Here is a 25,618-nt window from a genome sequence, read left to right as displayed (position 1 = left end):
TTTCTTGCCAAGGATGCCATCATGACTCAAGCCTTTATCTGCGATGCACTCCGTACTCCCATTGGCCGCTATGCCGGCGCACTCAAGGATGTGCGTGCCGACGACCTCGGCGCGGTGCCGCTGCGCGCGCTGATGGAACGCAACCAGGGTGTCGATTGGGCGGCCGTGCAGGATGTGATCTACGGTTGCGCCAACCAGGCCGGCGAAGACAACCGCAATGTCGCGCGCATGTCGGCGCTGCTGGCCGGTTTGCCGCAGGATGTGCCGGGTGCCACCATCAACCGCTTGTGCGGCTCAGGCATGGATGCGCTCGGTACCGCGGCACGTGCCATCAAGTCCGGCGAAACCAGCCTGATGATCGCCGGCGGCGTCGAATCGATGACGCGCGCGCCGTTCGTGATGGGCAAGGGCGACAGTGCGTTCTCGCGCAATGCGGCGATTTTCGACACCACGATAGGCTGGCGTTTCGTCAACAAGCTGATGAAGGAAATGCACGGCGTCGACTCCATGCCCGAGACTGCTGAGAATGTCGCGACCGATTACAAGATCAGCCGCGAAGATCAGGATCGCTTTGCCGTCGCCAGCCAGAACAAGGCCGCCGCCGCGCAAAAGAACGGCATCCTCGCGCAGGAAATCACGCCGGTCATCATTCCCCAGAAAAAGGGCGATGCGATCGTGGTCGAGCACGACGAGCATCCGCGTGCGACCAGCATCGAGGCATTGGCCAAACTCAAGGGCGTGGTGCGGCCCGATGGCACGGTTACCGCAGGCAATGCTTCCGGCGTCAACGATGGCGCCTGTGCACTGTTGCTCGCCAACGAAAAGACGGCGGCGCGGTATGGCTTGATGCCGCGCGCCCGCATCGTCGGCATGGCAACGGCCGGCGTTCCGCCGCGCATCATGGGTATAGGACCGGCGCCCGCTTCGCAGAAGCTGCTCAAGCAGCTCGACATGAGCATCGACCAGATGGATGTGATCGAACTGAACGAAGCCTTTGCGTCGCAGGGTCTCGCGGTGTTGCGCGAACTGGGCGTTGCCGATGACGATGCGCGCGTCAATCCGAACGGCGGCGCGATCGCGCTCGGTCATCCTCTTGGCATGAGCGGTGCGCGCCTGGTGACCACCGCCATGTATCAGCTGCATCGCACCGGCGGCCGCTTCGCGCTCTGCACGATGTGCATAGGGGTAGGCCAGGGCATTGCCATGGTGATAGAGCGGGTATAGGCGTATTCTGTTTTTATCATCAGTCATTGGATCCCGACCATGAATGAATTGCCTGACCTGCCATTCTCCAGCCTGACCAGGTCGATGTTTTCCACACCTGCGATGCGACAGATGTTCAGCGCGCGCGCCAGCGTACAAGGCATGCTTGATTTCGAAGCGGCGCTGGCACGCGCTCAGGCGCGCGTCGGCGTAATTCCGCAATCGGCGGTCGAAGCGATCGTGCATGCCTGCGATGCATCGCGTATCGATCTGGCGGGCCTCGCGCAGCATGCAGCCGCATCCGGCAACCTTGCCATCCCTCTGGTGAAGCAGCTTACCGCCGTGGTCGCGCAGACCGACAAGGAAGCGTCCAAGTATGTGCATTGGGGCGCGACCAGTCAGGACGCCATCGATACCGGCCTGATCTTGCAACTGCGCCGTGCGCTCGCATTGATCACGCAAGACCTCGATGCACTCATCGAGGCGCTGGCCGTGCAGGCGCAGCAGCATCGCACCACGACCGTGGTCGGGCGTACCTGGATGCAGCATGCGCTGCCTGTCACCTTCGGGCTCAAGGCCGCGGGATGGCTCGACGCCGCATTGCGGCATCGGGAGCGGCTTGCCGCATTGACTCCGCGTCTGCTCGTACTGCAGTTCGGCGGAGCTGCCGGCACACTGGCCAGTCTCGGCGACAAGGGGGAACAGGTGGCGCAGGCGCTGGCGGAAGAACTAGCGCTCACGCTGCCCGATATGCCATGGCATACCCAGCGCGACCGGGTGGTCGAATGCGCGACGGTACTCGGCATGCTGACCGGTTCGCTCGGCAAGATGGCACGCGATATTTCACTGATGATGCAAACTGATGTGGGGGAAGTCGCGGAACCTGCGGGCGAAGGGCGCGGCGGGTCTTCCACCATGCCGCACAAGCGCAATCCGGTCGCTTGTGCCGCCGTGCTTGCCTGTGCCACCAGGATGCCGGCGCTGGTATCGACCATGCTGAGTGGAATGGTGCAGGAACATGAACGCGCGCTCGGCGCGTGGCAGGCCGAGTGGGATACCTTGCCCGATATCGTGCAGCTTGCCGCCGGCGCCTTGCACCAGATGCGCGACATCGCCTCCGGCATGACGGTCGATGCGGTACGCATGCGCCACAACCTGGACATGACGCATGGCTTGATCATGGCCGAAGCGGTGACATTGGCGCTGGGTGCGACGATGGGCCGGCTCGCCGCGCATCAGGCCGTCGAAGCGGCGTGTCATCACGCACTGAAATCGGGCCGGCATTTGCGCGATGCCTTGCTGGCTGATCCGGCGATCAGTGCGATCCTGCCGCCTGAGCGCATCGATGAACTGCTCGATCCCTCGCACTATCTCGGTCAGGCGACATCCTTCGTCGACCGGGTATTGCACCGTGCCCGCAGGGCACTCGTATTCGTTAGCTAAGGAGAACCATTCGTGCCAACAATCGACAACGAAGGCGTGCGCCTGCATTACCAGGTGGAAGGCAAGGAAGACGCGCCCTGGCTGGTGCTGTCCAATTCCCTCGGTACCACGCTTGCGATGTGGGAGCCGCAGATGCCGGATCTCGCGCAGCGATTCCGCGTGTTGCGTTACGACACGCGCGGTCATGGCGCATCCGGCGTACCGACCGGCCCCTACAGCGTCGCTCAGCTTGGCCGCGACGTGATTGCCTTGATGGATGCGCTGCATATCGAACGCGCGCATTTCTGCGGCCTGTCGATGGGCGGCATGACAGGCATGTGGCTGGGCATTCATGCCGCACCGCGCATCGAGCGTCTGGCATTGTGCAATACCTCTGCGTTGATCGGTCCCGCAGAGGTATGGAATACGCGGATTGCCAAGGTCGACAGCGAAGGCATGGCGGCAATCGTGCCAGCCGTGATCGACCGTTGGTTCACGCCGGCATTTCAGCAGCGCGCTCCCCAGCAGGTGGCGCAGGTGCGCGAGATGCTGGCGCAGACACAGGCTTCCGGCTATACCGCCAACTGCGCCGCGGTGCGTGACATGGACCAGCGCGAAGAAGTGGCACGCATTCAGGCGCCGACGCTGGTGATCGCCGGAACGCATGATCAGGCCACGCCGGCCAAGGATGGAAAACTGGTCGCCGACCGCATTGCCGGTGCGCGTTATGTCGAACTGGATGCCGCGCACCTGTCGAACTGGGAACAGGCTGACAAATTCACCGCCACGCTGGTCGATTTTCTGACCGGGAAAGGACAAGGAGTCGCACATGGATGAACGCGAACGCCATGCCAAGGGCATGGAAGTGCGCAGGGCGGTATTGGGCGACGCGCATGTCGATCGTGCGCAAGGCAATGCCAATGCATTGAATTCGGAATTCCAGGACCTGATCACCCGTTACGCATGGGGCGAGATCTGGACCCGGCCCGGTTTGCCGCGCCATACCCGCAGTCTGCTGACCATCATGGCGATGGTGGCGCTGAACCGGGAAGAAGAACTGAAACTGCATTTGCGCGCCGCGGCCAACAATGGTGTCACGCGCGATGAAATCAAGGAAGTCTTGTTGCAGGCCGCAATTTATTGCGGCGTGCCGGCGGCGAATTCGGCTTTCCATATGGCGCAGGAGGTATTCAGCAAGCTCGATGAGGCCAACAGCAGCGCTTAAGTGTTCATCGCACAAAACAGATCAAACTACATAACAAAATAGCCGGTCACTACAGAGAAGGAGACACATCATGCGGTATCACACGGGTCAAAGGTGGCGGCCATGGTGAGCAATTTCATCGGCGTGCTGTTCGATGGCATTGCCTACGGCAGCCTGCTGTTTCTTATCAGTGTCGGCCTGTCGGTGACGATGGGCTTGATGAATTTCGTCAATCTTGCGCATGGCGCATTCGCGATGCTCGGCGGGTATGTCTGCGTCACGATGATGATGCGCATGGGACTGCCTTTCCTGTTGTCCCTGCCGCTGGCCTTCATCGCCAGCGCGGCGGTCGGTTTCGTGCTTGAACGCACGCTCTATCGCCGGCTGTACAAGGCCAGCCATCTCGATCAGGTGCTGTTCTCGATCGGCCTGACCTTCATGGCGGTAGCGGGCGCGACCTATCTGTTCGGCCCGCAGCAGCAACCGGTGCAGCTGCCTGACTGGCTGCGCGGACAAGTGTCGGTCTTCGGGCTTGACCTGGGTGCATACCGGCTGTTCATGATTGCAGTCGTCGTGTTGATCACGCTGGCGCTGGGTTACCTGATCGAGCGTACCCGCTTCGGCGCGCAGATCCGTGCTTCGGTGGATAACCAGGCGGCATCGGCGGGCCTGGGCATCAATGTCAATCGCGTATTCAGCCTGACCTTTGCACTGGGCTCGGGGCTTGCCGGCCTGGGCGGCGGGCTCGGCATCGATGTGCTCGGACTCGATCCGACCTTTCCGATCAAGTACATGGTGTACTTCCTGCTCGTGGTCGCCGTCGGCGGCGCGGGTACCATTAAAGGGCCGCTGCTGGCGGCGATCATCCTTGGCGTCTTCGATGTCGCCGGCAAATACTATGTTCCAGCGGTCGGCGCATTCGTCATCTATGCATTGATGGTGATCCTGCTGCTGCTGTTCCCCGCGGGTCTGATCGGGAGGCGTTCATGAAACCTATTAGCTACGCAAGCCCATCGCAACCGCAACCGCAACCGCTTACCCAGCCGCAGCCGCTGCAGCATGCATTGCCGAACGACCGCTGGAAACCGCTGGAAATCGTGTTCTGGATCATGCCGCTGGTGGCGTATTTCCTGTTTCCCGGTTATCTGGTGCTGGCCAGCCAGATCATGATCGTCGGCCTGTTCGCAGTGTCGCTCGATCTCATTCTCGGTTATGCCGGCATCGTCTCGCTCGGTCATGCGGCGTTTTTCGGATTGGGCGCCTATACCGCTGGCCTGCTGTCGGTGCATGGCTGGACCGAACCTATTAGCGGCTTGCTGATCGCCGCTGTCGCCGCCGGCCTGCTCGGGTTTCTCACCAGTTTCCTGGTGGTGCGCGGGCAAGACCTGACACGCCTGATGGTGACACTGGGCGTCGGCTTGATGCTGTTCGAGGCAGCCAACAAGGCAGCCTTCATCACCGGTGGCGTGGATGGCTTATCGGGTGTGACGATGGGAAAGCTGCTCGGCGTGTTTGAATTCGATCTGTTCGGCAAGACGGCATTCTTTTATAGCTTCGCTGTATTGCTGGTGGTCTTCGTGCTGTTGCGGCGCATGGTGAATTCACCATTCGGACTGGGCCTGATCGGCATCCGCGAAGGAGGGCGCCGCATGCCCGCCATCGGTGCAGACGTCAACCAGCGGCTGACCGTGATCTTTACGGTCGGCGCGACAGTGGCAGGTGTCGCCGGAGCCTTGCTTGCGCAGACCACGCAATTCGTGGGACTGGATTCGCTGAGCTTTGCGCGTTCTGCCGAATTGCTGATCATGCTGGTGCTCGGCGGCACCGGCAGGCTGTACGGTGCGCTGATCGGCGCATTGGTATTCATGCTGGCGCAGGATTACATCGCCGGCCTCAATCCGGCCTACTGGCAATTCTGGATCGGCCTGCTGCTGATTGTGATCGTGCTGTTCGCGCGCGGCGGCATACTCGGCGGCGGCGAACGTCTGCTACACATGATCAAGCCCTCGGCCAAGGGAGGCAAGCAATGAACACGACCCTGCGTACCGAAGGCTTGTCGAAACAGTGGGGCGCCTTCAAGGCCAACAGCGACATCAGCCTGAGCTTCACCCCCGGCGCGCGCCATGCGTTGATCGGACCGAACGGTGCCGGCAAGACGACCTTCATCAATCTATTGACCGGCAGCTTTGCGCCCAGCGGCGGCAAGGTGTTTTTCGGCGACGACGACATTACCGCCTTGCCGCAGCATAAGCGGGTCAAGCGCGGCATGACGCGCACCTTTCAGATCAATACGCTGTTCGCCGGATTGACGGTGCTCGAATCGGTGGTGCTGGCGATCTGCGAACGCGAAGGCAAGCAGTTCGTCTGGTACAAGACGGTCGCGCAACAACGTACCGAGATCGACGAGGCGATGGCGCTGCTGTCCATGCTCAAGCTCGAACGCGATGCGGGTACGGTCACACGTAGTCTTCCCTATGGCAAACAGCGCCTGGTCGAAATCGCACTGGCGCTGGCGACCAGACCGAAAGTACTGTTGCTGGATGAGCCGGCGGCCGGCATACCGTCGGCGGAAAGCAAGGAATTGTTCGACGTGATTGCCAAGCTGCCGCGCGATGTCACCATCCTGTTCATCGAACACGATATGGGCCTGGTATTCCGTTTTGCCGAACGCATTACGGTGCTGGTCGGTGGCAAGGTGCTGACCGAAGGCACGCCTGCCGAGATCGCGGCCGATCCGCGCGTCAAGGAAGTTTATCTGGGAGAAGCGGAACATGGCTGAGTTGCTGACACTGGATAATGTGACCGCCGGTTATGGCGAATCGGTGGTGCTCGAAGGCATTTCACTCGCGATGCAGGAGGGCGATAGTCTCGCGCTGCTGGGCCGCAATGGCGTGGGCAAGACCAGCCTGCTGGTGACCCTGATGGGCCTGACGCACATGCATGGCGGGAACATCCGCTGGCGGGGCAGCGATATCGGTCGCATGCCGACCCATCAGCGTGCGCAGGCGGGACTGGGATGGGTGCCGCAGGAACGTTTCATGTTCCCTTCGTTGACTGTCGAAGAGCATCTGACGGTGGTGGCGCGGCCGGGCGAATGGGATGTCAAAAAGATCTACGAGATCTTTCCGCGCCTGCAGGAACGGCGTAACAACATGGGCAACCAGTTGTCGGGCGGCGAACAGCAGATGCTGGCGATTGCACGCGCGTTGATGGTCAATCCCAGATTGCTGTTGCTGGATGAGCCGATGGAAGGCCTTGCGCCCATCATCGTGCAGGAGTTGACGCGGGTGATCCGGTCGCTGGTGGTCGAGCGCGGCATGTCGGTGATCGTGGTGGAACAGCATGCGCGGCTGGCGCTGTCGCTGACCAAGCGGGCTATCGTGCTCGATCGGGGTCATATCGTGCATGAATCCGACAGCGAAAGCCTGATGCAGGATGCGGAGACATTGAACCGGTTGGTCGCGGTGGCTTGAGCGCCTGCGAAAGCGATTGCCCGTCCGCCATGACAAACCGCGTGCGGCTGCACGTCTTGCCGATGTGCGGGACAATAGCTTCATGACTACATTCGATGATTCCCCGGCGATGCGTCGTCCCGCGTCGCCGCTCCTGCTGGCATTCACGCTCGTTCTTGTTGCGATCAATCTGCGTCCGGCCCTGGCCGGCGTTGCTCCCGTCCTTGCCGCGATACGCGAGTCGACCGGCCTGTCCGCTGCCGGCGCCGGGGGACTCACCACATTGCCGGTGCTCTGCTTCGGCGCTATCGCACCGCTCGGACCGATACTCGCGCGGCGCTATTCTATTGAGCGCACGATCCTGTTCAGCATGTTGCTGCTGGCGTTCAGCATCGTGCTGCGCATTTTCTTTGGATTACCCGGCTTGTTTGCCGGCACCTTCCTGGCCGGCGCCAGCATCGGTGTCGTCATGGTGCTGCTGCCCAGCATCATCAAACGCGATTTTTCCGAAAGTACCGGCTTCATCACCGGGCTGTATACCATGGCGTTGTGTCTCGGTGCCGCGCTGGCGGCGGGTATCGCCGTACCGATCCAGCAGTTGGCCGATGGCGACTGGCGGGCGGCGCTGGGCTTCTGGGCCTTGCCTGCGCTGATAGGTGCGCTGGCCTGGGGTGCCTTTGGCGTCCATGGCGGCACAGCGACGGAGCAAAGGCGCATGAAGATAAGCGGCTTGCTGTCGAGCCGGCTGGCCTGGCATGTCGCGCTGTTCATGGGTTTGCAATCGGCGCTCGCGTATTGCGTGTTCGGATGGCTTCCCACTATCCTGATCGACCGCGGCTTTCCACCGTTGCGTGCGGGGGCGGTGCTATCGATCTCGATCGCCGCACAGTTGATCACGGCATTAAGCGGACCGTGGCTGGGCACGCTCGGCAAGGATCAGCGGCTGGTGATCGTCCTGATGATGTGCCTGAGCGGGGTCGGCCTGATGGGCTGCATGTATGCGCCGCCCGGCCAGATCTGGTTGTGGGCGGTATTGCTGGGACTGGGGCAGGGCGGCAGTTTCAGTGTGGGCACCATGCTGGTCGTGCTGCGTTCGCCCAACACCCAGATGGTCGCCGCGTTGTCGGGCATGACGCAACTGGTGGGCTACATCATGGCGGCGGCTGGCCCCTTCATTGCCGGCCTTTTGCGCGATGTGACCGGCAATTGGAATGTGGCGGCAGGTTTTTTCATGATCGTGACGGTGGCTGCGCTGCTGATGGGATTGGGCGCAGGCCGGCGCTTGCATGTTAAAGCTCAAGTGGACGAGATGCGCTAGGCCGATTGCGGCTTGGCGCTGGCAGGCAAACGGTTTATTACATTCGTTCCGGCAGTGTTTTCAGTGCTTTAAGCCGCTTTGCTGCGTTGGAACGCGCGCTATATGACCGATACCAGAGCCAGGCGCCGGATAGCGTAAGCAAGCTCAATGACAGTCCCACCATGACCTGCAGCAGGCGGGTTGCCAAGCCGCCATATACACCGGTATGCAACGGGTAAAGCCAGCTCTGGATGCGGGTCGCGCGGTTTGCCAATAGCGCATTGTCAACCCGCAATACCGAACCGTCGTACTGATCGAACCAGATAAACGTACGGCCAAACTGATGGATTTCGCCTTCCAGCCGCATGCGTACGGCCACAGCAGCATTTGGTTTTGCAGGCAATGTGATTCTGGTGATCTGCGCGCCCGGGAAGAGTAAAGCTGCCTGATCGAGCATGGGCGAAACAGGAGCCGCCGCTCCGGATGAAGACCGCGATTTGGGTGCACTTTTGCGTGCGCCTTCGCCGGTGAGTGCAATCAGGACAGGCTCCGTGATAAGTTCGTACAAGGCCAGCGCAGCGCCAGTGGTGGCGGTCAGCACGAATAGCACGAAGGTAAGCGCGCCGACGAGCTTGTGCACATCGAGCCAAAGTCTGCCCGGTGCCGCTTCCCATTTGATTTGCAGTGCCTGCTTCCAGCGTCCCCGTTTCGGCCACCACAACCACAACCCAAGGGCACTCACCACAATACCGCCCAAACCGGCCCATCCGACAACCCGTTCCCCGGTTTCCCCCGACAACAGGTGGATATGCAGATCGACCAGGAATCCCATCAGCGAAGACTTCGCGTTCCGTGTGCCAAGCAGCTCGCCGGTATAAGGATCAGCGTAGGCGCGAAGGTCGGTATCGCGAAACCAGACTTCCAGAGCGAGGTCCGGAGACTGTGGCAAAAAGACAAAACCGGCATCCTTGAAGGGTACCGCTGCGCGTACGTTCTGCAGGATGTCGTCAATCGAACGACGTGCTTCGCGTGGCTGAACCTGGAACAGGCCGGCATTCAATGTCGCGTCAATATCCTTGTTGAAGACAATGATGCTGCCGGTCAAACCGCTGATCAAAAGTAATCCACCCAAGCTTAGACCAAGGTAGCGGTGAATCCAGGCAACCACTTTCCGCATGCCATACCTTCCGAAAAAAGGCGGCATTTGCTGCCACCTCAAGCGTTCATTTGAGAATAACTATCATTCTCATTATAATTGATCCCTGTTAATCCTTGCTCTCACTCCACGAAAACAAAAGGAACCGTTTCCATGCCGAAACATATTCTGGTCCATTCGGCGCTGTCGGTGCTGGCGGCTGCAAGCTTCTTTATCCCGCCGGCGTACGCAGGCACCGATGCATCCGCAGTCGTTGGCAATTACGCCAACATCGTGCATGCCACCTATGCCGACTCTCTGGTTAGCGCAAAGGCCTTGCAAAAAGCAGTGCACGACTTTATCGCCCAGCCATCCGAGGAGGGATTGAGGGCAGCGCGCAAAGCCTGGATTGCGGCACGCGAGCCGTATGGCCAATCGGAAGTTTTTCGTTTTTATGGCGGGCCCATCGATGACAAAAAAGACATTGAAGGGCGCCTTAATGCCTGGCCGCTGGACGAAGCCTACATCGACTATGTCAAAGGCAAGCCTTCCGGTGGAATCATTAATAATCCCAAGGCTGCGTTGGAGACGGAGCGCTTGATCAAGCTCAATGGCAGGGGTGGAGAAGCGAACGTCGCGACCGGATATCACGCGATGGAGTTCTTGCTGTGGGGCCAGGACTTCAACAAGAATGGCCCAGGCGACCGGCCTTATGCCGATTTCCTGGATGGACAAGGCAAGAATGCCGACCGCCGCCGCCAATATTTGAAGCTGGTTACGGACCAAGTCGTGGTGGATCTTCAATACCTGACGGACCAATGGACAGAGGGTCAATCCAATTACCGGGCGAAGTTCCTGAAAGAGGATGCAGAAGCAAACCTGCGCAAGATCCTGACGGGCATGGCGGTACTTTCCAGCGCCGAATTGGCCGGCGAACGCATTCAGGTAGCGCTTGACAATCAGGATCAGGAAGACGAGCACAGCTGCTTTTCGGATAACACGCATCGCGATATCGTCACGAACGCACTCGGTATCCGCAATGTGCTGCTGGGAGAATACAAACGGATCGATGGCAGCACCGTGAAAGGCGCCGGCATCAAGGATCTGGTCGCGGAGCGGGATTCGAAACTGGCATTGAAATTGGTCGAGGACTTTTCAGCAAGTGTCTCGGCCGCAGAGGCCATCCAGGCGCCATTCGACCAGGAAATCATCGGCAAGAAGAGCGCGCCGGGTGTAAAGCGCGTGCAGGCAGTCATTACGGCATTGAAAAAGCAGACGCAGACGCTAGTCGACGCCGCTCGCGCGCTGGGTATTAAAAAATTGTCGGTGGCACCGTCCGAGTGAATTCCGGCGCAAGCAAGAAAAGCGATCATGCCCTACGCCGCATTCTTCCGAATGCGGTGATCAATACATCAAAAAATATGCACAAGCTGTTTTCCAGATCCCGACTGTCCATCGCACTCGTCGGGGCTCTTGCACTTTGTTCGGCCGGCGTGGCATCGCAGTTCGATTGGAGCCGGCCGGAGCCGGGCGAAGAGAAGTCGGCGGGCGACACGACGGTATTTGAAACCAACCGGCGTGCCTTTTCCTTGCCGGCGGCGAATATGTCGATGGAGCGGCGCGGCCAGTTTGCCGTCGGCCACTCTTTCTTCAATATGCCCTGGGTGGAAGCGCCATCGTCTACCCGGGCGCGCGATGGTTTAGGCCCTCATTTCATCGGTCGATCCTGCACCGCTTGCCATACCCACGACGGACGCGCAGCACCTCCGGAAGACGGGGAACAGGCGATGGGCTTACTGTTGCGGCTGTCGATTCCGGGCAAGGACAAATATGGCGGACCGCTGCCTGAACCGACCTACGGCGGACAGTTCAATAATCAGGCGAATGACGGTGTGAAGCCGGAAGGTACGGTCGAAATCACCTACGCAGAAATAGCGGGCAGTTTCGCCGACGGGACGCCCTACAGCCTGCGCAAGCCAACGTACCGGCTTACCAGTCTCGGTTACGGGCCTCTTCACCCCACCACCCAGATATCTCCGCGCATTGCGCCCCAAATGATTGGGCTCGGATTGCTGGAAGCCATTCCCGAAAAGGATATCCTGGCGCGGGCAGATGCAGAAGATCGCAATCACGATGGAATATCCGGCCGAGCAAATCGCGTGTGGGATGGATTTGCCAATGCCACGCGGCTGGGCCGTTTCGGCTGGAAAGCCAATACGCCCACGGTCGCGCATCAGACCGCGGGTGCCGCCAACGGCGATATGGGCATTACTTCCCGACAGTTTCCGAATGAAGAATGCATGGCAGCGCAGAAAGACTGCAAGACGGCAGCGCGAGGCGGTAAACCGGAAATCAATGAACGCAACATGGCCTCGCTCATTTTTTACACTGCGACGACCGCCGTTCCCGCGCGGCGCGACGTGGACAATCCGCAGGTCTTGCGCGGGAAGCAGTTATTTCATCAAGCCCAATGCGTGGGCTGCCATACGCCCAAGCATGTCACAGGCAATGTCAAAGGCTTTCCGGAGCTGTCACGACAAACCATCCGCCCCTATACCGACATGCTGCTGCATGACATGGGCGAAGGACTGGCAGACAACCGCCCCGACTTTCTCGCTGACGGACGGGAATGGCGTACGCCACCGCTCTGGGGCATCGGTCTGATCGAGACCGTGAATGGTCACACGACCTACTTGCACGACGGACGAGCACGTAACCTGAGCGAAGCCATCCTATGGCATGGAGGCGAGGCGACACCGGCCAAGCTGACATTCGAAAAGATGAGCAAGGCCGAGCGTACTGCCCTGTTGGCATTTTTGAATTCCCTGTAGGAAGGCGTATGCAACGCACAAGCTTCTCCCTCTTGCTAGTCATGTGGCTGCCGCTTGCCTATGCGGCGGAAAGCCGCACCGAGTTGGAAGAAAAGCTGCCGAAAGCCGCACTGTTCCAGCATCTGACCGATGAGGTATTGCTTCCGTTGACGGACGAATTTGAGGCCAAGGCGCGCGCCTTGAGTGCTTCAACGCAGGCTTTCTGTTCTGCCTCGGGGCGCGCTAATGTAGAGAGCGTGCGAACGGCCTGGAGGCAGGCCCAGGCCGCGTGGCAGCCGCTGGAAATGCTGCAAATAGGCCCGATCATCGATCGCCGTACGCAGCGTCAGGTCAACGCATGGCCACTCAGGCCCACGCTCATCGATCCGATTCTGAACAGTGCAGGGCCGATAGATCCGGCTCGCGTAGAAGACCTTGGCGCGGCCGGTAAAGGTTTGCCGGCATTGGAGTATTTGCTATTCCCTCAAGGTAAATCGTCGGCTGAAGTGACAACTGCCTTGCAGGGAAATCGCTGCGCCGTGCTCCAGGCATTGGCGGCGCAGGTTGCCAAAGAGGCGCATGGCTTATCAAGCGACTGGCGCGATCCCAACGGCGGCTTTGCAAGGCAACTCAAGGAAGCCGGGCAGCATTCGCAAGAAGGCGTCTTCGCCACAACGGATCAGGCGCTCAGCGACATCGCCAATTTGCTCATCGCCGGACTGGATAGCGTCAAGGTGCGCAAACTGGGCAAGCTGCTGGAAAAAAGCGGTGACGCCATCGATTCGGATCGCATCGAGTCGTGGCGGTCCGCTTCCTCGCTTGAGAACATCCGGAACAATTTGCGCGGATTCGAAGCCGTATTCTTTGGACGCGGCCAGCAAGGTGTCGGTCTGGACGATTATCTCGCCGGCATCGGGCGACCGGTCTTGCCGCGTCTTGTGCGGGAAGACCTGGATACGGCAATGAACGCGCTTGCTGCCATTCGGTCACCGATGCCACGCGCGCTGAAAGAGCAGCGCAAACAGGTCGAATCGCTGCATACGGCCGTCACGCAATTGCAGCGCCGAATGGAAAACGACATCGCCGACGCCCTGAAGGTTGACCTTGGCTTCAATGCCAATGACGGAGACTGAGATGGTGACGCGTCGTAATTTTCTCGCTGCTGCTGCGGGTTTGCTGGTGCTCCCCAAGCCTGGGTTTTCCATAGCACCGGGTCTGCAACTGGTTTCGCCCGTCAGCCGGGATGGCGAGCATTTTGCCGCCGGATTGCCAACAGCGCGGAACGCACCGCATTTGGTGCGCTTGCCCATGCGGGGGCACGGGCTTTCGCTTGATCCACGCCATCCGGACGAAGCACTGATCATTGGTCGTCGCCCCGGCACTATCGCTGTCAAGGTCAGCATGACTAAGGGGACGCTCATACAGCAGTGGTCAGCGGCAGAAGACCGCCATTTCCTCGGTCATGCGGTTTTTAGTCGCGATGGCGACACAATATTCATGACGGAAAATAATGCCGATTCCGGGCGCGGGATTGTTTCAGTGCGCGACGCGACCAGCTTTCGCGTGCTGGCCGAATACGACACCCATGGGATAGGACCGCATGAACTCATGATGATGCCTGACGGCGTTACGCTCGCCGTGGCCAATGGCGGTATTCGGACGTTGCCGGAAACAGGCCGCGTAAAGCTGAACCGCGGGCGTATCGAAACGAGCCTGGTCTATCTCGACAGTCGCACTGGTCAGCTGCGCGGTAAATATGTGGTGCCCTCAACGCAGCAAAGCCTGCGGCATTTGGCGGTAACCCCCGATGGTCGGGTCGCTGCGGCCTTGCAGTTCGAGGGAGATAAGAAGACGCCTGATGTCCCACTCATGATGTTCCATCATGGCGAGTCGACGCTGAAGTTTGCAACTGCCCCGGATACCGTCTGGAATCGGATGCGGCACTATGCGGCATCCGTGGCTTACGACCCTCTCAGTGACTGCTTTGCGTTGACTTGTCCCTTGGGGGATACGATGGGTATCTGGAGTAGCGCAGGCGAATACCTTGGCAGCATCGCGGTACCGAAGGTATCAGGGGTCGCTTTCCATGATGGCCGTGGTTTCGCAAGTAACGAATTGGGCGAGGTCTATCAGATCGATCTCCTGCGCCTCACGGCGACCCGGCTTGCTCATTTCCCTGGCATGCAATGGGATAATCACTTGTACCTTGCGCGCGTTTGATGCGCCCGCGCGTAGCGCGCCATTTTACGCAGGATCAAACTTGATTGGCAGGTCAATTCGTTCCGTCAATTCGTTCGGCCAACGATTGAAACAATTTCCGCTGTGCATCCCACAACTCGTCATGACGCAAGTCACGCCATGCGAGTGGCTCTCCTGACCTGTGGTTATGCTCCCTTAGCAGAAGAGCGAACGCATCACCGTTCATTGGAAATCCATTGATATGTGCTTCATGCCATTCCATTAAAAGCGCCAGATAACGGTGCGGCTGCGAAACCGTGGTCCTTGTGCGTATCGGTTTAAGGTTATCCAGCGCTTCCCGATGCGCGTTGAGATCTCCCCCATTTTGCAGACGCCGAAAGAGGTCTGGTTTTCCGATTTTCAGCGTGATCACATAGGCCAGCAGGTGGTTGTGCTGATCGACCGGATACGCGAAGGCGTACAACGCGACTGCTCGTTCAATATCGCGCACGGACAAGTTGAACCAAGCGGCCGTCCAACTGAAGAAAGCCTTGAAAATCGCCGGTCCGCCGGAATCGTCAAAGTCGTAGCGATTGAAGACATGTTCCACATATTCTGCAACGTGGTTGCTGCCCAGGAAGTCGTCGTGGGTCCCCTTCGGCAGGGCAACGAAAAAGCTAACGAATTTACCCAGGTAAGTTGCGGCGTCGATATCGGGGCCATGCATGCCACGGATCGCTTGGTGCAGTTGATCCCGATTGATCAACAGCACGACAATCAGGTTCGGCACGTCGAAAAAGTGCTTCAGCCGCTCGATCAGCTTGAGCGCGAATGTCGGCTGACACCGATCCAATTCGTCGATGAACAATACTATCGATTTCGGCTGAATGGCAGCGAATGCTGAGAGCTCGTTTCGGAAATCCTGAAATGATGCTTTTTCCTTCGCATGATCTTCCAGCTTCTTTTCGATCCATGTGCTCGCGTCGTCAGCTGCACAAATCGCCTTTATCACACTGGCCGCTTTCTCGCGTAGCCCTCGCACGGAACCTTGGCTGTCATCCAGACCATCGGCAATTTCCGCCGCAATGAGTAAGAATGGATCCTCGACGTAGTCTTGCTCAAACGCGTCGATAAACACCACCTTGTGCCCTGCCTCTTGGAGATAGGCTGCCCAATTCCGGCCGAACCATGTTTTTCCTTCGCCCCAGGGCGCATCAATCGCTAACACGGCTCCTTCTCGTAGTCGGTCAAGATAACCAGTCAAGCGTTCGGCATGTTGCTTTCGCTGGAACAAATCGCCAGCAAACGCTCGCCCATTGACGAAGTTGGCTGTTGGAAGTACAAGGGGCGGCAATGCCTTGATTTGCTTATCCATCGATGCCTCGGTCATTCGAAAAACCTCGTACTGGCGCAGGCCGTCAGCAACCGAGTTGAGGCGAGCACTCAGATTCGCGGTATCTTGTCCATCGGCATGCCTGACGATGTTGAGCGAGGCGCCTGAGCAACAAGGTGCAAGGCGCGCCTCGGGAGGGGCGCCTTGCTTTGCCGCCGCCGTGTCGTCACGCTCGTTTAAAGCGCGGCTGCAACCGCGCGTCGAACGTTGCCCCGTGCGAGCAGGTCGTAGCGATCGAGGTTCATGACCTTGCTCCACGCCGCCACGAAATCACGCACGAACTTCTCCTTCCCGTCGTCGCTTGCATAGACCTCGGCCAGCGCGCGCAGTTGAGAATGCGCGCCGAAGACGAGATCAGCGGCGGTCGCGGTCCACTTCGGCTTGCCCGTATCGCGATCGCTACCTTCGTACACATTCTTCTCCGAGACGGAAGGTCTCCATGCCGTGCCGATGTCGAGCAGGTTCACGAAGAAGTCGTTGGTCAACGTACCCGGCCGGTCGGTTAACACGCCATGCTTCGATTGCCCATGGTTCGCATCAAGCACGCGCATGCCGCCCACGAGAACCGCCATCTGGGGCGCGGTCAGCTTCAGAAGGTTGGCCCGGTCCAAGAGACGGGTCTCCGGCGACAGCGCATCTTCCGCCCGGAAATAGTTGCGGAACCCGTCGCCGATCGGTTCGAGCACATCAAAGATGTTCTCATCCGTCTGCTCCTGCGACGCATCGGTGCGACCTGGCGCGAACGGGACGGTAAGCTTGTATCCCGCCTTTGTGGCCGCTTCCTCGACGGCAGCGCACCCGCCGAGGACGATCAGATCGGCAAGCGAAATCTTCTTGCCGCCGGATTGCGCGCCGTTGAAGTCCTTCTGGATCTGCTCGAAGGTCGTCAGGACCTTTGCCAGCCGCGGCGGCTCGTTGGATTCCCAATCCTTTTGCGGAGCCAGGCGGATCCGTGCTCCGTTCGCACCGCCACGTTTATCGGTGCCACGGAAGCTGGCCGCGGCTCCCCAGGCTGTGGAAGCCAGCTCAGCGACGGACAGCCCCGAATCGAGGACCGTGCGCTTGAGCGCAGCAATATCCTGCTCGTTGACCAGCTCGTGATCGACGGGTGGTACCGGGTCTTGCCAAAGCTGCGGCTCCGGAACCCAGGGCCCCAGATAGCGTGAGCTGGGACCCATGTCGCGGTGAAGCAGCTTGAACCAGGCTTTGGCAAACGCGTCCGCGAGCTGGTCCGGGTTGTCGTGGAAGCGCTTCGCAATCGGCCCGTAGATCGGATCCAGTCGCATCGACAAGTCTGTCGTCAGCATCGCCGGGGCATGCCTCCTGGACGGGTCGTGCGCATCCGGCACGGTGTCTTTCGCCTCGGGATTCTTCGGTGTCCACTGCTTCGCACCCGCGGGGCTCGTCGTCAGCTCCCACTCATACTTGAACAGGTTCTCCAGGAACCCGTTGTCCCACTTGGTCGGATTGTTGGTCCATGCGCCTTCCAGGCCGCTGGTGATCGCGTGGGAGCCCTTGCCGCTGCCGTGCTTGTTCTTCCAACCCAGACCCTGCTCTTCGATGGGGGCGCCCTCGGGTTCCGGACCGACGTTCTCGCCCGCCGGCGCAGCACCATGGGTCTTGCCGACCGTATGGCCGCCGACGATGAGCGCAACCGTCTCCTCGTCGTTCATCGCCATGCGGGCGAACGTTTCGCGAATATCCCGTGCAGCAGCTAGAGGATCGGGCTTACCGCCGGGTCCTTCCGGATTGACGTAGATCAGGCCCATCTGCACGTTGGCGAGTGGTTTGGCGAGCTCCCGGTCGCCGCTGTAGCGTGCGTCTCCCAGCCAGGTGTCCTCGGGACCCCAGAAGAGGTCCTCGGGTTCCCAGACGTCGGGCCGGCCGAAACCGAAGCCGAGTGTCTTGAAGCCCATTGATTCATAAGCCACGTTGCCGGCCAACACCACCAGATCGGCCCACGAAATCTTCTGGCCGTACTTCCTCTTGATGGGCCAGAGCAGCCGGCGCGCCTTGTCGAGATTCGCGTTGTCGGGCCAACTGTTAAGCGGAGCAAACCGTTGCTGGCCCTCGCCCCCACCGCCGCGGCCATCGGCGATGCGATACGTGCCGGCGGCATGCCAGGCCATGCGGATGAACAACGGCCCGTAGTGGCCGTAGTCGGCCGGCCACCAATCCTGGGACGTGGTCATTACCTCGATGAGATCCTGCTTCAGCGCCTCGACGTCAAGGCTCTTGAACTGTTCGGCATAGTCGAAGTCTTCTTCCAATGGGCGGGACAGGTGCGAGTGAGTGTGAAGCACTGAAAGGTCCAGCTGATTCGGCCACCAGTCCTTGTTGGTCCGCGGTCGGCCAGCCTTCGGAGTTGGGGCGGGGATCGCAGGGCTCTCGCTTTCGCTCACACTTCGGGTTTGTTGCTCATCGGACATATCAATCCTCCATCAGTTAGGTTGGACTTCTTTGGAGTGGTTGCTACCAGCAGAAAGACAAGCGTAGGCAATGGTCAATTCAAGCGTAGGCCGCTGTCAATGACTGCGCAATAAGTTTTTTTTAATTAAGGCGATAGGGCGAGCAATCGAGGGGATTCGAATGGGATATCCGGAAGCAAACGACGGTGCCCCAAACCGATTGCCCGCGATCCACAGACAGACACTGTCCGTCGACATTAGTTCTTTCCGCGACGGTTGCGGTGAACATTGACCAGCCAGCCAATAAGATGTGAGCGCTACTCGTAGAGAGTCACTCTTCAAGCCATCGGATAGCTTGAACCATATCGTTATAGAAAACGCGATACTGCCCTTCACCGAACTGGCCAAATGCAATTCTAGCCAGGAAAGCGATGCGGGTATTTGGTACAAGAATGGCCGTCCGTAGCGGCACAGAACCCAAACTCACCTTTTTTTCTGCTTCTAGCCGTTGTTGCAAAAGGACGAGGTCAATGTCCGGTGCGTCCAGTTCCAGGGAGTCGTACAACACCTTTACGTGCTGTGTGTCCTTAGCTAAAGCCAATACCCGTTCTTGGCACTCCTTTAGCATTTCGGCAGTGCATGCCCCCCGCAATCGCGCCATGATAATGCTTCCCACCGGCTCAACCCATAGCTTCTGCTGTTCCATCTATTTACCTTTACCCAACTCTTTATCTGGATCATCCTTAATTGTAGTGAAAACGTGTATAGATAGTCGGCTTTCCAAAAAGCTGTCATTCAGTATGACTACCAAGGCGTGACCGGAACCGTTGTCCCCGAAACTATATTGGTTATTGACTTGCCAGTATGCCCGCCAGCAGAAGATCAAGGCCTGCCTGAAATTCGGTCTCGGAATGACTAGTCATCGCCGCAGCTGCAATCTCTATGAGGCGTGGATACTGTTCACTCGGAAGCGCTTGGAATCTTGCAATCGTAGCTTCTGAGGATTCGCCTGCTTTCAGTGCGAGGGGCCCAGCGAGATCGGCCTGAGCAAAGCCCATGACAAGCGCCGATATCGCCCGAAATGCCACCAACAGTGATTGCGACGTTCGTCCACTACCAGCCAGTGCAGTCAGCAATGCTTCAGCCGCTTTCAAAACGGCAGGTGAACGGCTCCGACGCGTGAGAATCAGCGGAATCGCATTAGGATGTGCCCTCACAGCGCACCACAGCGCAGTTGCAATGATCCGGACCTGGTCCTGCCAATCCTCGTCATCACTAAGCGACCACTGCGCTTCTGAGATCACTGCTTCGACAACCAGCAGGTCCAGGCCCTCACGCTCGTTGACGTAGTTGTAGAGCGTCATTGCACCCGTTCCCAACGCGCCTGCAAGCGCACGCATGGATAAGCCATTGAGTCCGTGCTCGTCCACGAGAGCCAAGGCTGCGGACTGAAGCTGATCACGTGAGAACTTTGCTGGTCGTGCCATTGATATTTTCCTTGACCGGTTATCGTGCGTATCTTAGCATGTTTACGTACGGTGTACGTTTATAGCCAGGAACTATGAAGGCGGCAAACCGAACTTGACCAATATCCAAGGGAGCAGACTCATGAAACTTAACTCAGGTGACAGGGTGCCTAATGTCTCGGCAACTACTATTCACGGGAAGACTGTAGGAATTCCGGACCCTGCTTCACGTTACGTACATCTTCAGTTTCGACGTTTTGCCGGCTGTCCGGTTTGTAATTTCCATTTGCTTGGCTTGAGACGGCGTTATAGCGAGATTGAAGCTGCTGGCATCCATGAGATTGTTGTCTTTCATTCCTCGCGGGAGGAGATGCTCAAGTACCAGGCGCAGTTGCCGTTCGATTGTGTTGCTGACCCCACCAAGAAGTTTTACCGCGAGTTTGGCGTTGGAACTTCGCGGTTCGCTCCCCTGCATCCGTCCGTGCTATGGAGCGGCTTGAGAGGTATTTTGGCTACGGGGAAGTTTTACAATAAGGCAGAAAACGGCGTATTTGGCCTGCCAGCAGATTTCCTGATCGCGCCTGATGGAACAATCACCGCTTCTCATTACGGCAAACATGCAGATGATAATTGGGGGGCAGACGAACTGCTGCGCCTTGCCGATCGGGGCCGCTAGCCGACCATCCACTACATTGACCGACCGCGGAAAAATCTGTGATTTCCCCCTCTGACCGGTAACCCCAACAAGCCGCCATTGGTCGGAACGTCCTATTTCGCAAGAACCGCAAGAGAAAGGACTAACCACATGGTTAGTCCAGATGCATTCGCACCTTGTATCAGACCTATGAAAGTCAGCGGCAAGATAGAAGCGTTTCCTTTCTTCGCGACTGTTGCGATTGTTTCGATCGTTTCACTAGCCGGATAAGCCGAAGCAAGCGCCGGTAATATTACTGACATTACTGACACTTGCTTCGTCTGCTTAGAACTCCATCTTTGCGGTTACCTTCAATGTTCTCGGTGCACCAACGCCGACGAAGCCGTTGCCGGCAGTGCTCCAATAGCTTTTATCGGTGACGTTATCCATTACCGCCTGCAAGGTCGTACGTTTGCCGGCCACTTTGGTCAGGTAGCGCGCGCCCAGGGATACTGTGGAATAGCCACCCAGCGTCGCCAGGTTTTCGTTATTGACGGGACGGTCGCCAACATAGAACACGCCGCCGCTGAGTGCCAACCCCGGCACGCTGGCCAGCCGGTACTCCGCAAACAAACTGGCCGTGCGCTTCGGCGTATTTTCCGGTGTGCGTCCAAAGGTCGTCGCGTTGGCAGCGTTTAACTGTTCGGCATCAAGAAACAGCGCCGATCCGATCACCGACAATTGCTTGGTGATTTCGCCGGATGCTGCCAGTTCTATTCCCCTATATTGCGCCAAGCCGTTCAAGACGAAGCGGTTCGCAGCATCGACCGTGGTCGACGGCCGCTTGATGTCGAAGTAGGCCGCCTGCAGCAATACGCCTTGGGCAACCTCAGCTTTGACGCCGATTTCCTTTTGCTCCGATACTGCCGGAGGAAGCAATTCACCGCCATTCGCGCGATTGGCGGGGGCCTGGCCGCTTTCCTCGACGCCTTCGATGTAGCTTGCGTACACGGAAACGTTCGACAAGGGCTTGTACATCAATGACACGCTCGGGCTGACATCGTCTGCTTCATAACGTGCGGTGGGCGTCACGCTTTCATATCGACTACCCCGCACGCCGACCATTGCCTGCCACTTGTCGCCTATAGAAACCCGGTCGGACAAATACCACCCGCGGTCCTTGATCGCGGACGGGCTTGCCACGGAGGGTGCTGTCGGCGATTGCGGAGCAATGGCAATCGGGTTGTATAAATTTTGTGCGACATCGACCGTTCCCGACGCACGGGATACCTGATCGCGATTATTGCCGGTATAGCCGAAGGTAAGATCATGCGTTAGCCAGGTACCCGGCACATGTCCTGTCACTTCCGTGCGGTAGTTCTCGTTTTCCCACTCCTGGTCCCGGTTGAAGAAGATGCGCAGCGTACCTTGGCCGGTAGCCAGGTTGTAGTTCTGGAACTGGGAGAAATTGCGATCGCGGCCGGTACGCGCCTTGCCGGCTTCGAACAGAACTGCCCATCGGTCGTTCAACAGGTAGTCGGTGCGAAACAGGATGTTCGTCGCGTTGGCATCGTATTTTTGCCATTCGCCGGCGAGGTTGCGTGTCGCATCGGGTACCGGCGGGAGAGTGATACGTCCATTGACCGCAGCGGGCAGGGCAATTGCCGCCTGTTCGGATACGTTCTTGCGATAGTGTTCCAGATCCAGTTTAAAGGACAACTCTCGCGTCGCGCGCAGGTCGAATGCCGCCGAAGCAAGCATGCGGTCCCCGGAGTAATTATCGATACCGATGTCTTCCCGGCCGCCCACCAGGTTGATGCGGGCACCCATCTGCTGCTGTTCGCCGAAGCGGCGTCCGATGTCTGCATGAATGCTGGCGGCGCCATGTTCGTTGGCCGACAATGCAAAGTTGGTCACCGGGTCTTTTCCGGCGCGCTTGGTGACGAAGTTCACAATACCTGACGGAGGAACAAACCCGTAGTAGAGGGACGATGCGCCCTTCAAGACTTCGACACGCTCCTTGTTCTCCAGAGGCACGTCGATCAGGTTAATGATCGGCAGTGAGCCATTGAGCCGGTAGTTGCCGCGGTTTTCGACCAGAATGCCGCGAATCGCAATGTTGTCGTACGTTGATCCGCTCAGCTGGGATCGCGTCACCCCCGCGGTATTCCGCAATGCGCCATACAGGGTGGTGGCAGCTTGTGCATCCAGCACTTCGCGCGTGATCACATTGCTGGTTTGGGGAACGTCTAACGGGGCAAGGTCCCGAAAGGTGCCAACCTGTACGGCGTTGGACTTAAAACTTCCTGCACGTTCTGCGGTGACAGTGATTGTTCCAAGCTCTTTGTCCGTTTTTTCCTGGCTTGGATCTTGAGCGGCCGCCTGAGGCGTGGCGAAGGCAAACATGACCGCGCTTGCCATGAGCGTTAAACGAAATTGCATTACTTCTTCCTTGTCCCGATTCGGGGATTGTTGAGCCGTGCTGTTGCATGAACCGATGTATCACTTCACGGGTCCGCCCAACACGCGATGTTTAAAAAGCTTTACAAAAGTCTACATTTGAACATAATCTTAATGCGAATTATTCGCATTATCAATAAAGATTTGACTAAACGCATCAATCGTTCTTACAACGTTAGTACGCACTCCAGCGCTTGAGGTGTTCTGGATGTCGGTACGCGAAGCGTCGCAGGTAAATTGTTTTGCTTTCGCCATTTATTTCATTTGCCAGCCAATGTCTCTCGGACCCTAGCCAGCTTTATTTTTTAAAAGAGTTAGAGAGAGCTTCATGGCAATTCATAAGAAAAAACTGGCCGTCTTCGTGGCGATGGCCACCCAATCTGTAACATGCAGCGTCTATGCACAGACCAATGCGCCAGTCGAGCAAGATAAGGTCCTGCCGAATGTCACCGTGCAGGTCTCGCGTGACTTGCCTCCCACCTACAATCCGCCTACAGCCGTTAGCGCAACAAAGATAGAAGCGCCGCTTCGAGACATTCCTCAAACGGTCAACGTCGTGCCGCAGCAACTCATGCAAGACCAGGGTGTGCGCTCCATGGAAAGCGTGTTGAAATCCGTTCCCGGGATTGGTTTGTCGCATGGCGACGGACAGCGTGATCAGGTGACTATTCGCGGTTTTACCGCGATTGCCGATCAGTTCATCGACGGCTTGCGCGACGACGCATTGTATTTTCGCGATCTGTCCAATATTGAACAGGTCGAAGTCATCAAAGGGCCGGCATCGGTACTGTACGGTCGTGGATCGTCCGGTGGCTTGATCAACCGGATTACAAAGAAGCCCGGCATTGAAAAAAGCGAACTCACGGCACAGGTTGGAAGTTGGGGGCAGCGCCGGGGGGAATTCGACCTTGCACGAAACTTCGACGACAGCGGCGTGGCATTTCGCATCACCGGCGCCGTCGAGCGAGCGGACAGCTATCGTGATAAACAATTCCTGGATCGCGAAGCGATCGCTCCGTCACTCTCGATCAAGCTCGGCGCCAATACAAGCCTGTTGCTTCAGGCCGAATATCTATCGGACGAGCGCGTGACCGATTTTGGCATTCCTGCATACCGCGGCCGTCCTGTTAATGTACCTGCAAGCACCTACTATGGCGCGGCCAATGCGCGTGATGTCGACACGTCGAAGGCCGACATGACTGCATTCGGTTTTACGCTGAATCATCGCTTCAGCGACCAGCTTTCTCTACGCAATGCATTTCGCCGTTATGACTACGAACTTCATCGCAGCAACACGCTTGTCGGGTCGGTCAACGAGGCGGCGCTTACTGCCTCGTTCAACCACGGCAATGTGCGTCGCCTGGAGGATGGTTATTTCAACCAGACAGAATTGGTACAGAAGGCGAAGTTTGGCGGAATGGACCATCAGATCCTGTACGGTATCGAGCTCGGCAAGCAGAATAAGGATCAGTTGTTCCGTACCCAGAACAACGTCGCCACCGTATCCCTGTTCAATCCGGTCAACCCGGTTCTGCCTCTGGTGGCTGTCGCGTCGCCCTCAAGCGACAATCTCGGAATCATGACGACCGCCAGTGCCTATGTGCAGGACCTGGTGACCTTGTCAAAGCAATGGAAATTGCTCGCCGGCGTGCGTTACGACCGGTTTGAACAAGAGACGAATGAAAGGCGGCCAGGGCAACCCAACCTGGCACGCACAGATACCGAATGGAGCCCTCGGGCCGGCCTGGTGTATCAGCCCACATCGAACCAGTCTTACTACGTGGCTTTCAGCAAATCGTTCCAACCGTCGGCGGAGAGTTTCCCACTCGCTGCAAACAATGCACAGATTGCGCCGGAAGAAACGACAAACCAGGAAATCGGGGCGAAATATGACTTCCTCGGCGGTCAGGCATCTGTCACGGCATCCCTGTTCCGGCTTGAGCGTACCAATATCAAGACCACCGATCCGATTTTGAACCGTCTGGTTCCCATTGGAGAGCAGCGAACCGACGGTATGGAATTGACCTTTACCGGCGATCTCTCGCATGGCTGGCAAATCTGGTCAGGCTATGCCTATCTCGATGCACGGGTAAGGTCATCGACCGCCATCGATGCCGGACAGAGGGTACAAGGAAAGCGAGCCACATTGACACCCCGGCATAGTGCCAATCTGTGGTTGACGAAGGCTCTTGGAAACGGTTACCGGGCAGGTGCGGGCGTGAACTATGTTGACGATCGTGCTGCCAATCCGGGAAACACGGTGACTCTTCCAGCTTATACCACTGTGGATGCAATGATCGGTTATCGCATCGCCAAGCTTGACTTGCAATTGAATATTAACAACCTGTTTGATCGCGCTTATATCGTGTCGGGGCACGGTACCGCACCCAACTTGAATCTGCCGGGCGCGCCGCGCTCTGTTCAGCTCACTGCGCGCTATAACTTCTAACAGCTGCTAAGACGCGCAATGAAAAAAGGGCCAACCAAACGGTTGGCCCTTCGTCTGCAGCGATCAAATCAAACCTGCGCAGAGATTATTTTCTTGCAGCGTGAACG

21 protein-coding genes are annotated in these 25,618 nt (G+C 58.3%); 15 read left to right on the top strand and 6 right to left on the bottom strand.

Annotation, left to right across the window (positions count from 1 at the left end):
* The first annotated feature begins 21 nt into the window (after nucleotides 1-21).
* From pcaF to D3871_RS12260, 9 genes are all read left to right on the top strand, one after another.
* Nucleotides 22-1,224: a 3-oxoadipyl-CoA thiolase gene (gene pcaF, locus D3871_RS12300; RefSeq protein WP_119769151.1), complete on the top strand. Its 1,203-nt coding sequence runs from the start codon at nucleotides 22-24 to the stop codon at nucleotides 1,222-1,224.
* Between the two features lie 39 nt (nucleotides 1,225-1,263).
* Complete coding sequence (locus D3871_RS12295; RefSeq protein ID WP_119769150.1) at nucleotides 1,264-2,646, top strand: 3-carboxy-cis,cis-muconate cycloisomerase; 1,383 nt, start codon at nucleotides 1,264-1,266, stop codon at nucleotides 2,644-2,646.
* Nucleotides 2,647-2,658: 12 nt separating this feature from the next.
* A complete protein-coding gene (gene pcaD, locus D3871_RS12290; protein WP_119769149.1) occupies nucleotides 2,659-3,462 on the top strand; it encodes a 3-oxoadipate enol-lactonase in 804 nt (267 codons plus the stop codon).
* Nucleotides 3,455-3,850, top strand: a complete 396-nt coding sequence (pcaC, locus tag D3871_RS12285; protein ID WP_119769148.1) for a 4-carboxymuconolactone decarboxylase — start codon at nucleotides 3,455-3,457, stop codon at nucleotides 3,848-3,850. The genes pcaD and pcaC overlap by 8 nt, the downstream gene beginning before the upstream one ends.
* A gap of 102 nt (nucleotides 3,851-3,952) precedes the next feature.
* On the top strand, nucleotides 3,953-4,819 hold the full coding sequence (locus D3871_RS12280; protein WP_119770045.1) for a branched-chain amino acid ABC transporter permease: 867 nt from the start codon (nucleotides 3,953-3,955) through the stop codon (nucleotides 4,817-4,819).
* On the top strand, nucleotides 4,816-5,859 hold the full coding sequence (locus D3871_RS12275; RefSeq protein ID WP_119769147.1) for a branched-chain amino acid ABC transporter permease: 1,044 nt from the start codon (nucleotides 4,816-4,818) through the stop codon (nucleotides 5,857-5,859). The genes D3871_RS12280 and D3871_RS12275 overlap by 4 nt, the downstream gene beginning before the upstream one ends.
* The gene (locus D3871_RS12270; RefSeq protein WP_119769146.1) at nucleotides 5,856-6,608 is read left to right on the top strand and encodes an ABC transporter ATP-binding protein; all 753 of its coding nucleotides are present in this window, start codon (nucleotides 5,856-5,858) and stop codon (nucleotides 6,606-6,608) included. The genes D3871_RS12275 and D3871_RS12270 overlap by 4 nt, the downstream gene beginning before the upstream one ends.
* Nucleotides 6,601-7,302: an ABC transporter ATP-binding protein gene (locus D3871_RS12265; RefSeq protein ID WP_119769145.1), complete on the top strand. Its 702-nt coding sequence runs from the start codon at nucleotides 6,601-6,603 to the stop codon at nucleotides 7,300-7,302. Before D3871_RS12270 ends, D3871_RS12265 begins: the two co-directional genes overlap by 8 nt.
* Before the next feature lie 82 nt (nucleotides 7,303-7,384).
* The gene (locus D3871_RS12260; RefSeq protein ID WP_119770044.1) at nucleotides 7,385-8,599 is read left to right on the top strand and encodes a CynX/NimT family MFS transporter; all 1,215 of its coding nucleotides are present in this window, start codon (nucleotides 7,385-7,387) and stop codon (nucleotides 8,597-8,599) included.
* Between the two features lie 37 nt (nucleotides 8,600-8,636).
* Here the strand turns inward: D3871_RS12260 and D3871_RS12255 are convergent, their stop codons facing one another.
* Nucleotides 8,637-9,755 carry a PepSY-associated TM helix domain-containing protein gene (locus tag D3871_RS12255; protein WP_158597926.1) on the bottom strand — a complete coding sequence of 373 codons (1,119 nt, stop codon included), beginning with the start codon at nucleotides 9,753-9,755 and terminating at the stop codon, nucleotides 8,637-8,639.
* 132 nt (nucleotides 9,756-9,887) lie between these two features.
* Here D3871_RS12255 and D3871_RS12250 point away from each other — a divergent pair, with 132 nt between their 5' ends.
* From D3871_RS12250 to D3871_RS12235, 4 genes are all read left to right on the top strand, one after another.
* Nucleotides 9,888-11,057, top strand: coding sequence for an imelysin family protein (locus D3871_RS12250; RefSeq protein WP_119769143.1), 1,170 nt, complete (start codon nucleotides 9,888-9,890; stop codon nucleotides 11,055-11,057).
* Between the two features lie 77 nt (nucleotides 11,058-11,134).
* Nucleotides 11,135-12,544, top strand: coding sequence for a di-heme oxidoreductase family protein (locus D3871_RS12245; RefSeq protein ID WP_119770043.1), 1,410 nt, complete (start codon nucleotides 11,135-11,137; stop codon nucleotides 12,542-12,544).
* A gap of 8 nt (nucleotides 12,545-12,552) precedes the next feature.
* Entirely contained in the window at nucleotides 12,553-13,656 is a 1,104-nt protein-coding gene (locus D3871_RS12240; RefSeq protein ID WP_158597925.1) for an imelysin family protein, read from the top strand.
* Nucleotide 13,657: 1 nt separating this feature from the next.
* Nucleotides 13,658-14,743, top strand: a complete 1,086-nt coding sequence (locus D3871_RS12235) for a DUF1513 domain-containing protein (protein WP_158597924.1) — start codon at nucleotides 13,658-13,660, stop codon at nucleotides 14,741-14,743.
* 52 nt (nucleotides 14,744-14,795) lie between these two features.
* Here the strand turns inward: D3871_RS12235 and D3871_RS12230 are convergent, their stop codons facing one another.
* The 4 genes from D3871_RS12230 to D3871_RS12215 all read right to left on the bottom strand — a co-directional run bounded on the left by D3871_RS12230 (nucleotide 14,796) and on the right by D3871_RS12215 (nucleotide 19,989).
* Nucleotides 14,796-16,076 carry a KAP family P-loop NTPase fold protein gene (locus D3871_RS12230; RefSeq protein WP_158597923.1) on the bottom strand — a complete coding sequence of 427 codons (1,281 nt, stop codon included), beginning with the start codon at nucleotides 16,074-16,076 and terminating at the stop codon, nucleotides 14,796-14,798.
* 194 nt (nucleotides 16,077-16,270) lie between these two features.
* Nucleotides 16,271-18,523 (bottom strand): catalase/peroxidase HPI, encoded by a 2,253-nt coding sequence (gene katG, locus D3871_RS12225; RefSeq protein ID WP_119769139.1) that lies wholly within the window; start codon nucleotides 18,521-18,523, stop codon nucleotides 16,271-16,273.
* Nucleotides 18,524-18,833: 310 nt separating this feature from the next.
* Nucleotides 18,834-19,208, bottom strand: a complete 375-nt coding sequence (locus D3871_RS12220; protein WP_119769138.1) for a hypothetical protein — start codon at nucleotides 19,206-19,208, stop codon at nucleotides 18,834-18,836.
* Nucleotides 19,209-19,350: 142 nt separating this feature from the next.
* The gene (locus D3871_RS12215; protein WP_119769137.1) at nucleotides 19,351-19,989 is read right to left on the bottom strand and encodes a TetR/AcrR family transcriptional regulator; all 639 of its coding nucleotides are present in this window, start codon (nucleotides 19,987-19,989) and stop codon (nucleotides 19,351-19,353) included.
* A 121-nt stretch (nucleotides 19,990-20,110) separates the two neighbouring features.
* Between D3871_RS12215 and D3871_RS12210 the strand changes: the two genes are divergently transcribed.
* Nucleotides 20,111-20,644, top strand: a complete 534-nt coding sequence (locus D3871_RS12210) for a peroxiredoxin-like family protein (RefSeq protein ID WP_119769136.1) — start codon at nucleotides 20,111-20,113, stop codon at nucleotides 20,642-20,644.
* 303 nt (nucleotides 20,645-20,947) lie between these two features.
* Here D3871_RS12210 and D3871_RS12205 read toward each other — a convergent pair whose 3' ends face one another.
* Entirely contained in the window at nucleotides 20,948-23,044 is a 2,097-nt protein-coding gene (locus D3871_RS12205) for a TonB-dependent siderophore receptor (RefSeq protein WP_119769135.1), read from the bottom strand.
* 346 nt (nucleotides 23,045-23,390) lie between these two features.
* Here D3871_RS12205 and D3871_RS12200 point away from each other — a divergent pair, with 346 nt between their 5' ends.
* Nucleotides 23,391-25,511 carry a TonB-dependent receptor gene (locus D3871_RS12200; RefSeq protein WP_119769134.1) on the top strand — a complete coding sequence of 707 codons (2,121 nt, stop codon included), beginning with the start codon at nucleotides 23,391-23,393 and terminating at the stop codon, nucleotides 25,509-25,511.
* Nucleotides 25,512-25,618: the final 107 nt, after the last annotated feature.

Source organism: Noviherbaspirillum saxi (assembly GCF_003591035.1).
In the GTDB taxonomy this organism is placed as follows: domain Bacteria; phylum Pseudomonadota; class Gammaproteobacteria; order Burkholderiales; family Burkholderiaceae_D; genus Noviherbaspirillum; species Noviherbaspirillum saxi.
This window is presented reverse-complemented; position numbering and strand designations above follow the sequence as displayed.

Excerpts from the sequence above, each read along its gene's own strand:
- D3871_RS12205 (WP_119769135.1), bottom strand. The coding sequence starts at position 23,044 with ATGCAATTTCGTTTAACGCTCATGGCAAGCGCGGTCATGTTTGCCTTC.
- D3871_RS12295 (WP_119769150.1), top strand. The coding sequence starts at position 1,264 with ATGAATGAATTGCCTGACCTGCCATTCTCCAGCCTGACCAGGTCGATG.
- D3871_RS12250 (WP_119769143.1), top strand. The coding sequence starts at position 9,888 with ATGCCGAAACATATTCTGGTCCATTCGGCGCTGTCGGTGCTGGCGGCT.
- D3871_RS12210 (WP_119769136.1), top strand. The coding sequence starts at position 20,111 with ATGAAACTTAACTCAGGTGACAGGGTGCCTAATGTCTCGGCAACTACT.
- D3871_RS12265 (WP_119769145.1), top strand. The coding sequence starts at position 6,601 with ATGGCTGAGTTGCTGACACTGGATAATGTGACCGCCGGTTATGGCGAA.
- pcaF (WP_119769151.1), top strand. The coding sequence starts at position 22 with ATGACTCAAGCCTTTATCTGCGATGCACTCCGTACTCCCATTGGCCGC.
- D3871_RS12215 (WP_119769137.1), bottom strand. The coding sequence starts at position 19,989 with ATGGCACGACCAGCAAAGTTCTCACGTGATCAGCTTCAGTCCGCAGCC.
- D3871_RS12270 (WP_119769146.1), top strand. The coding sequence starts at position 5,856 with ATGAACACGACCCTGCGTACCGAAGGCTTGTCGAAACAGTGGGGCGCC.
- D3871_RS12275 (WP_119769147.1), top strand. The coding sequence starts at position 4,816 with ATGAAACCTATTAGCTACGCAAGCCCATCGCAACCGCAACCGCAACCG.
- pcaC (WP_119769148.1), top strand. The coding sequence starts at position 3,455 with ATGGATGAACGCGAACGCCATGCCAAGGGCATGGAAGTGCGCAGGGCG.
- D3871_RS12235 (WP_158597924.1), top strand. The coding sequence starts at position 13,658 with ATGGTGACGCGTCGTAATTTTCTCGCTGCTGCTGCGGGTTTGCTGGTG.
- D3871_RS12260 (WP_119770044.1), top strand. The coding sequence starts at position 7,385 with ATGACTACATTCGATGATTCCCCGGCGATGCGTCGTCCCGCGTCGCCG.
- D3871_RS12280 (WP_119770045.1), top strand. The coding sequence starts at position 3,953 with ATGGTGAGCAATTTCATCGGCGTGCTGTTCGATGGCATTGCCTACGGC.
- D3871_RS12240 (WP_158597925.1), top strand. The coding sequence starts at position 12,553 with ATGCAACGCACAAGCTTCTCCCTCTTGCTAGTCATGTGGCTGCCGCTT.
- D3871_RS12200 (WP_119769134.1), top strand. The coding sequence starts at position 23,391 with ATGGCAATTCATAAGAAAAAACTGGCCGTCTTCGTGGCGATGGCCACC.
- D3871_RS12230 (WP_158597923.1), bottom strand. The coding sequence starts at position 16,076 with ATGGATAAGCAAATCAAGGCATTGCCGCCCCTTGTACTTCCAACAGCC.
- D3871_RS12245 (WP_119770043.1), top strand. The coding sequence starts at position 11,135 with ATGCACAAGCTGTTTTCCAGATCCCGACTGTCCATCGCACTCGTCGGG.
- D3871_RS12255 (WP_158597926.1), bottom strand. The coding sequence starts at position 9,755 with ATGCGGAAAGTGGTTGCCTGGATTCACCGCTACCTTGGTCTAAGCTTG.
- katG (WP_119769139.1), bottom strand. The coding sequence starts at position 18,523 with ATGTCCGATGAGCAACAAACCCGAAGTGTGAGCGAAAGCGAGAGCCCT.
- D3871_RS12220 (WP_119769138.1), bottom strand. The coding sequence starts at position 19,208 with ATGGAACAGCAGAAGCTATGGGTTGAGCCGGTGGGAAGCATTATCATG.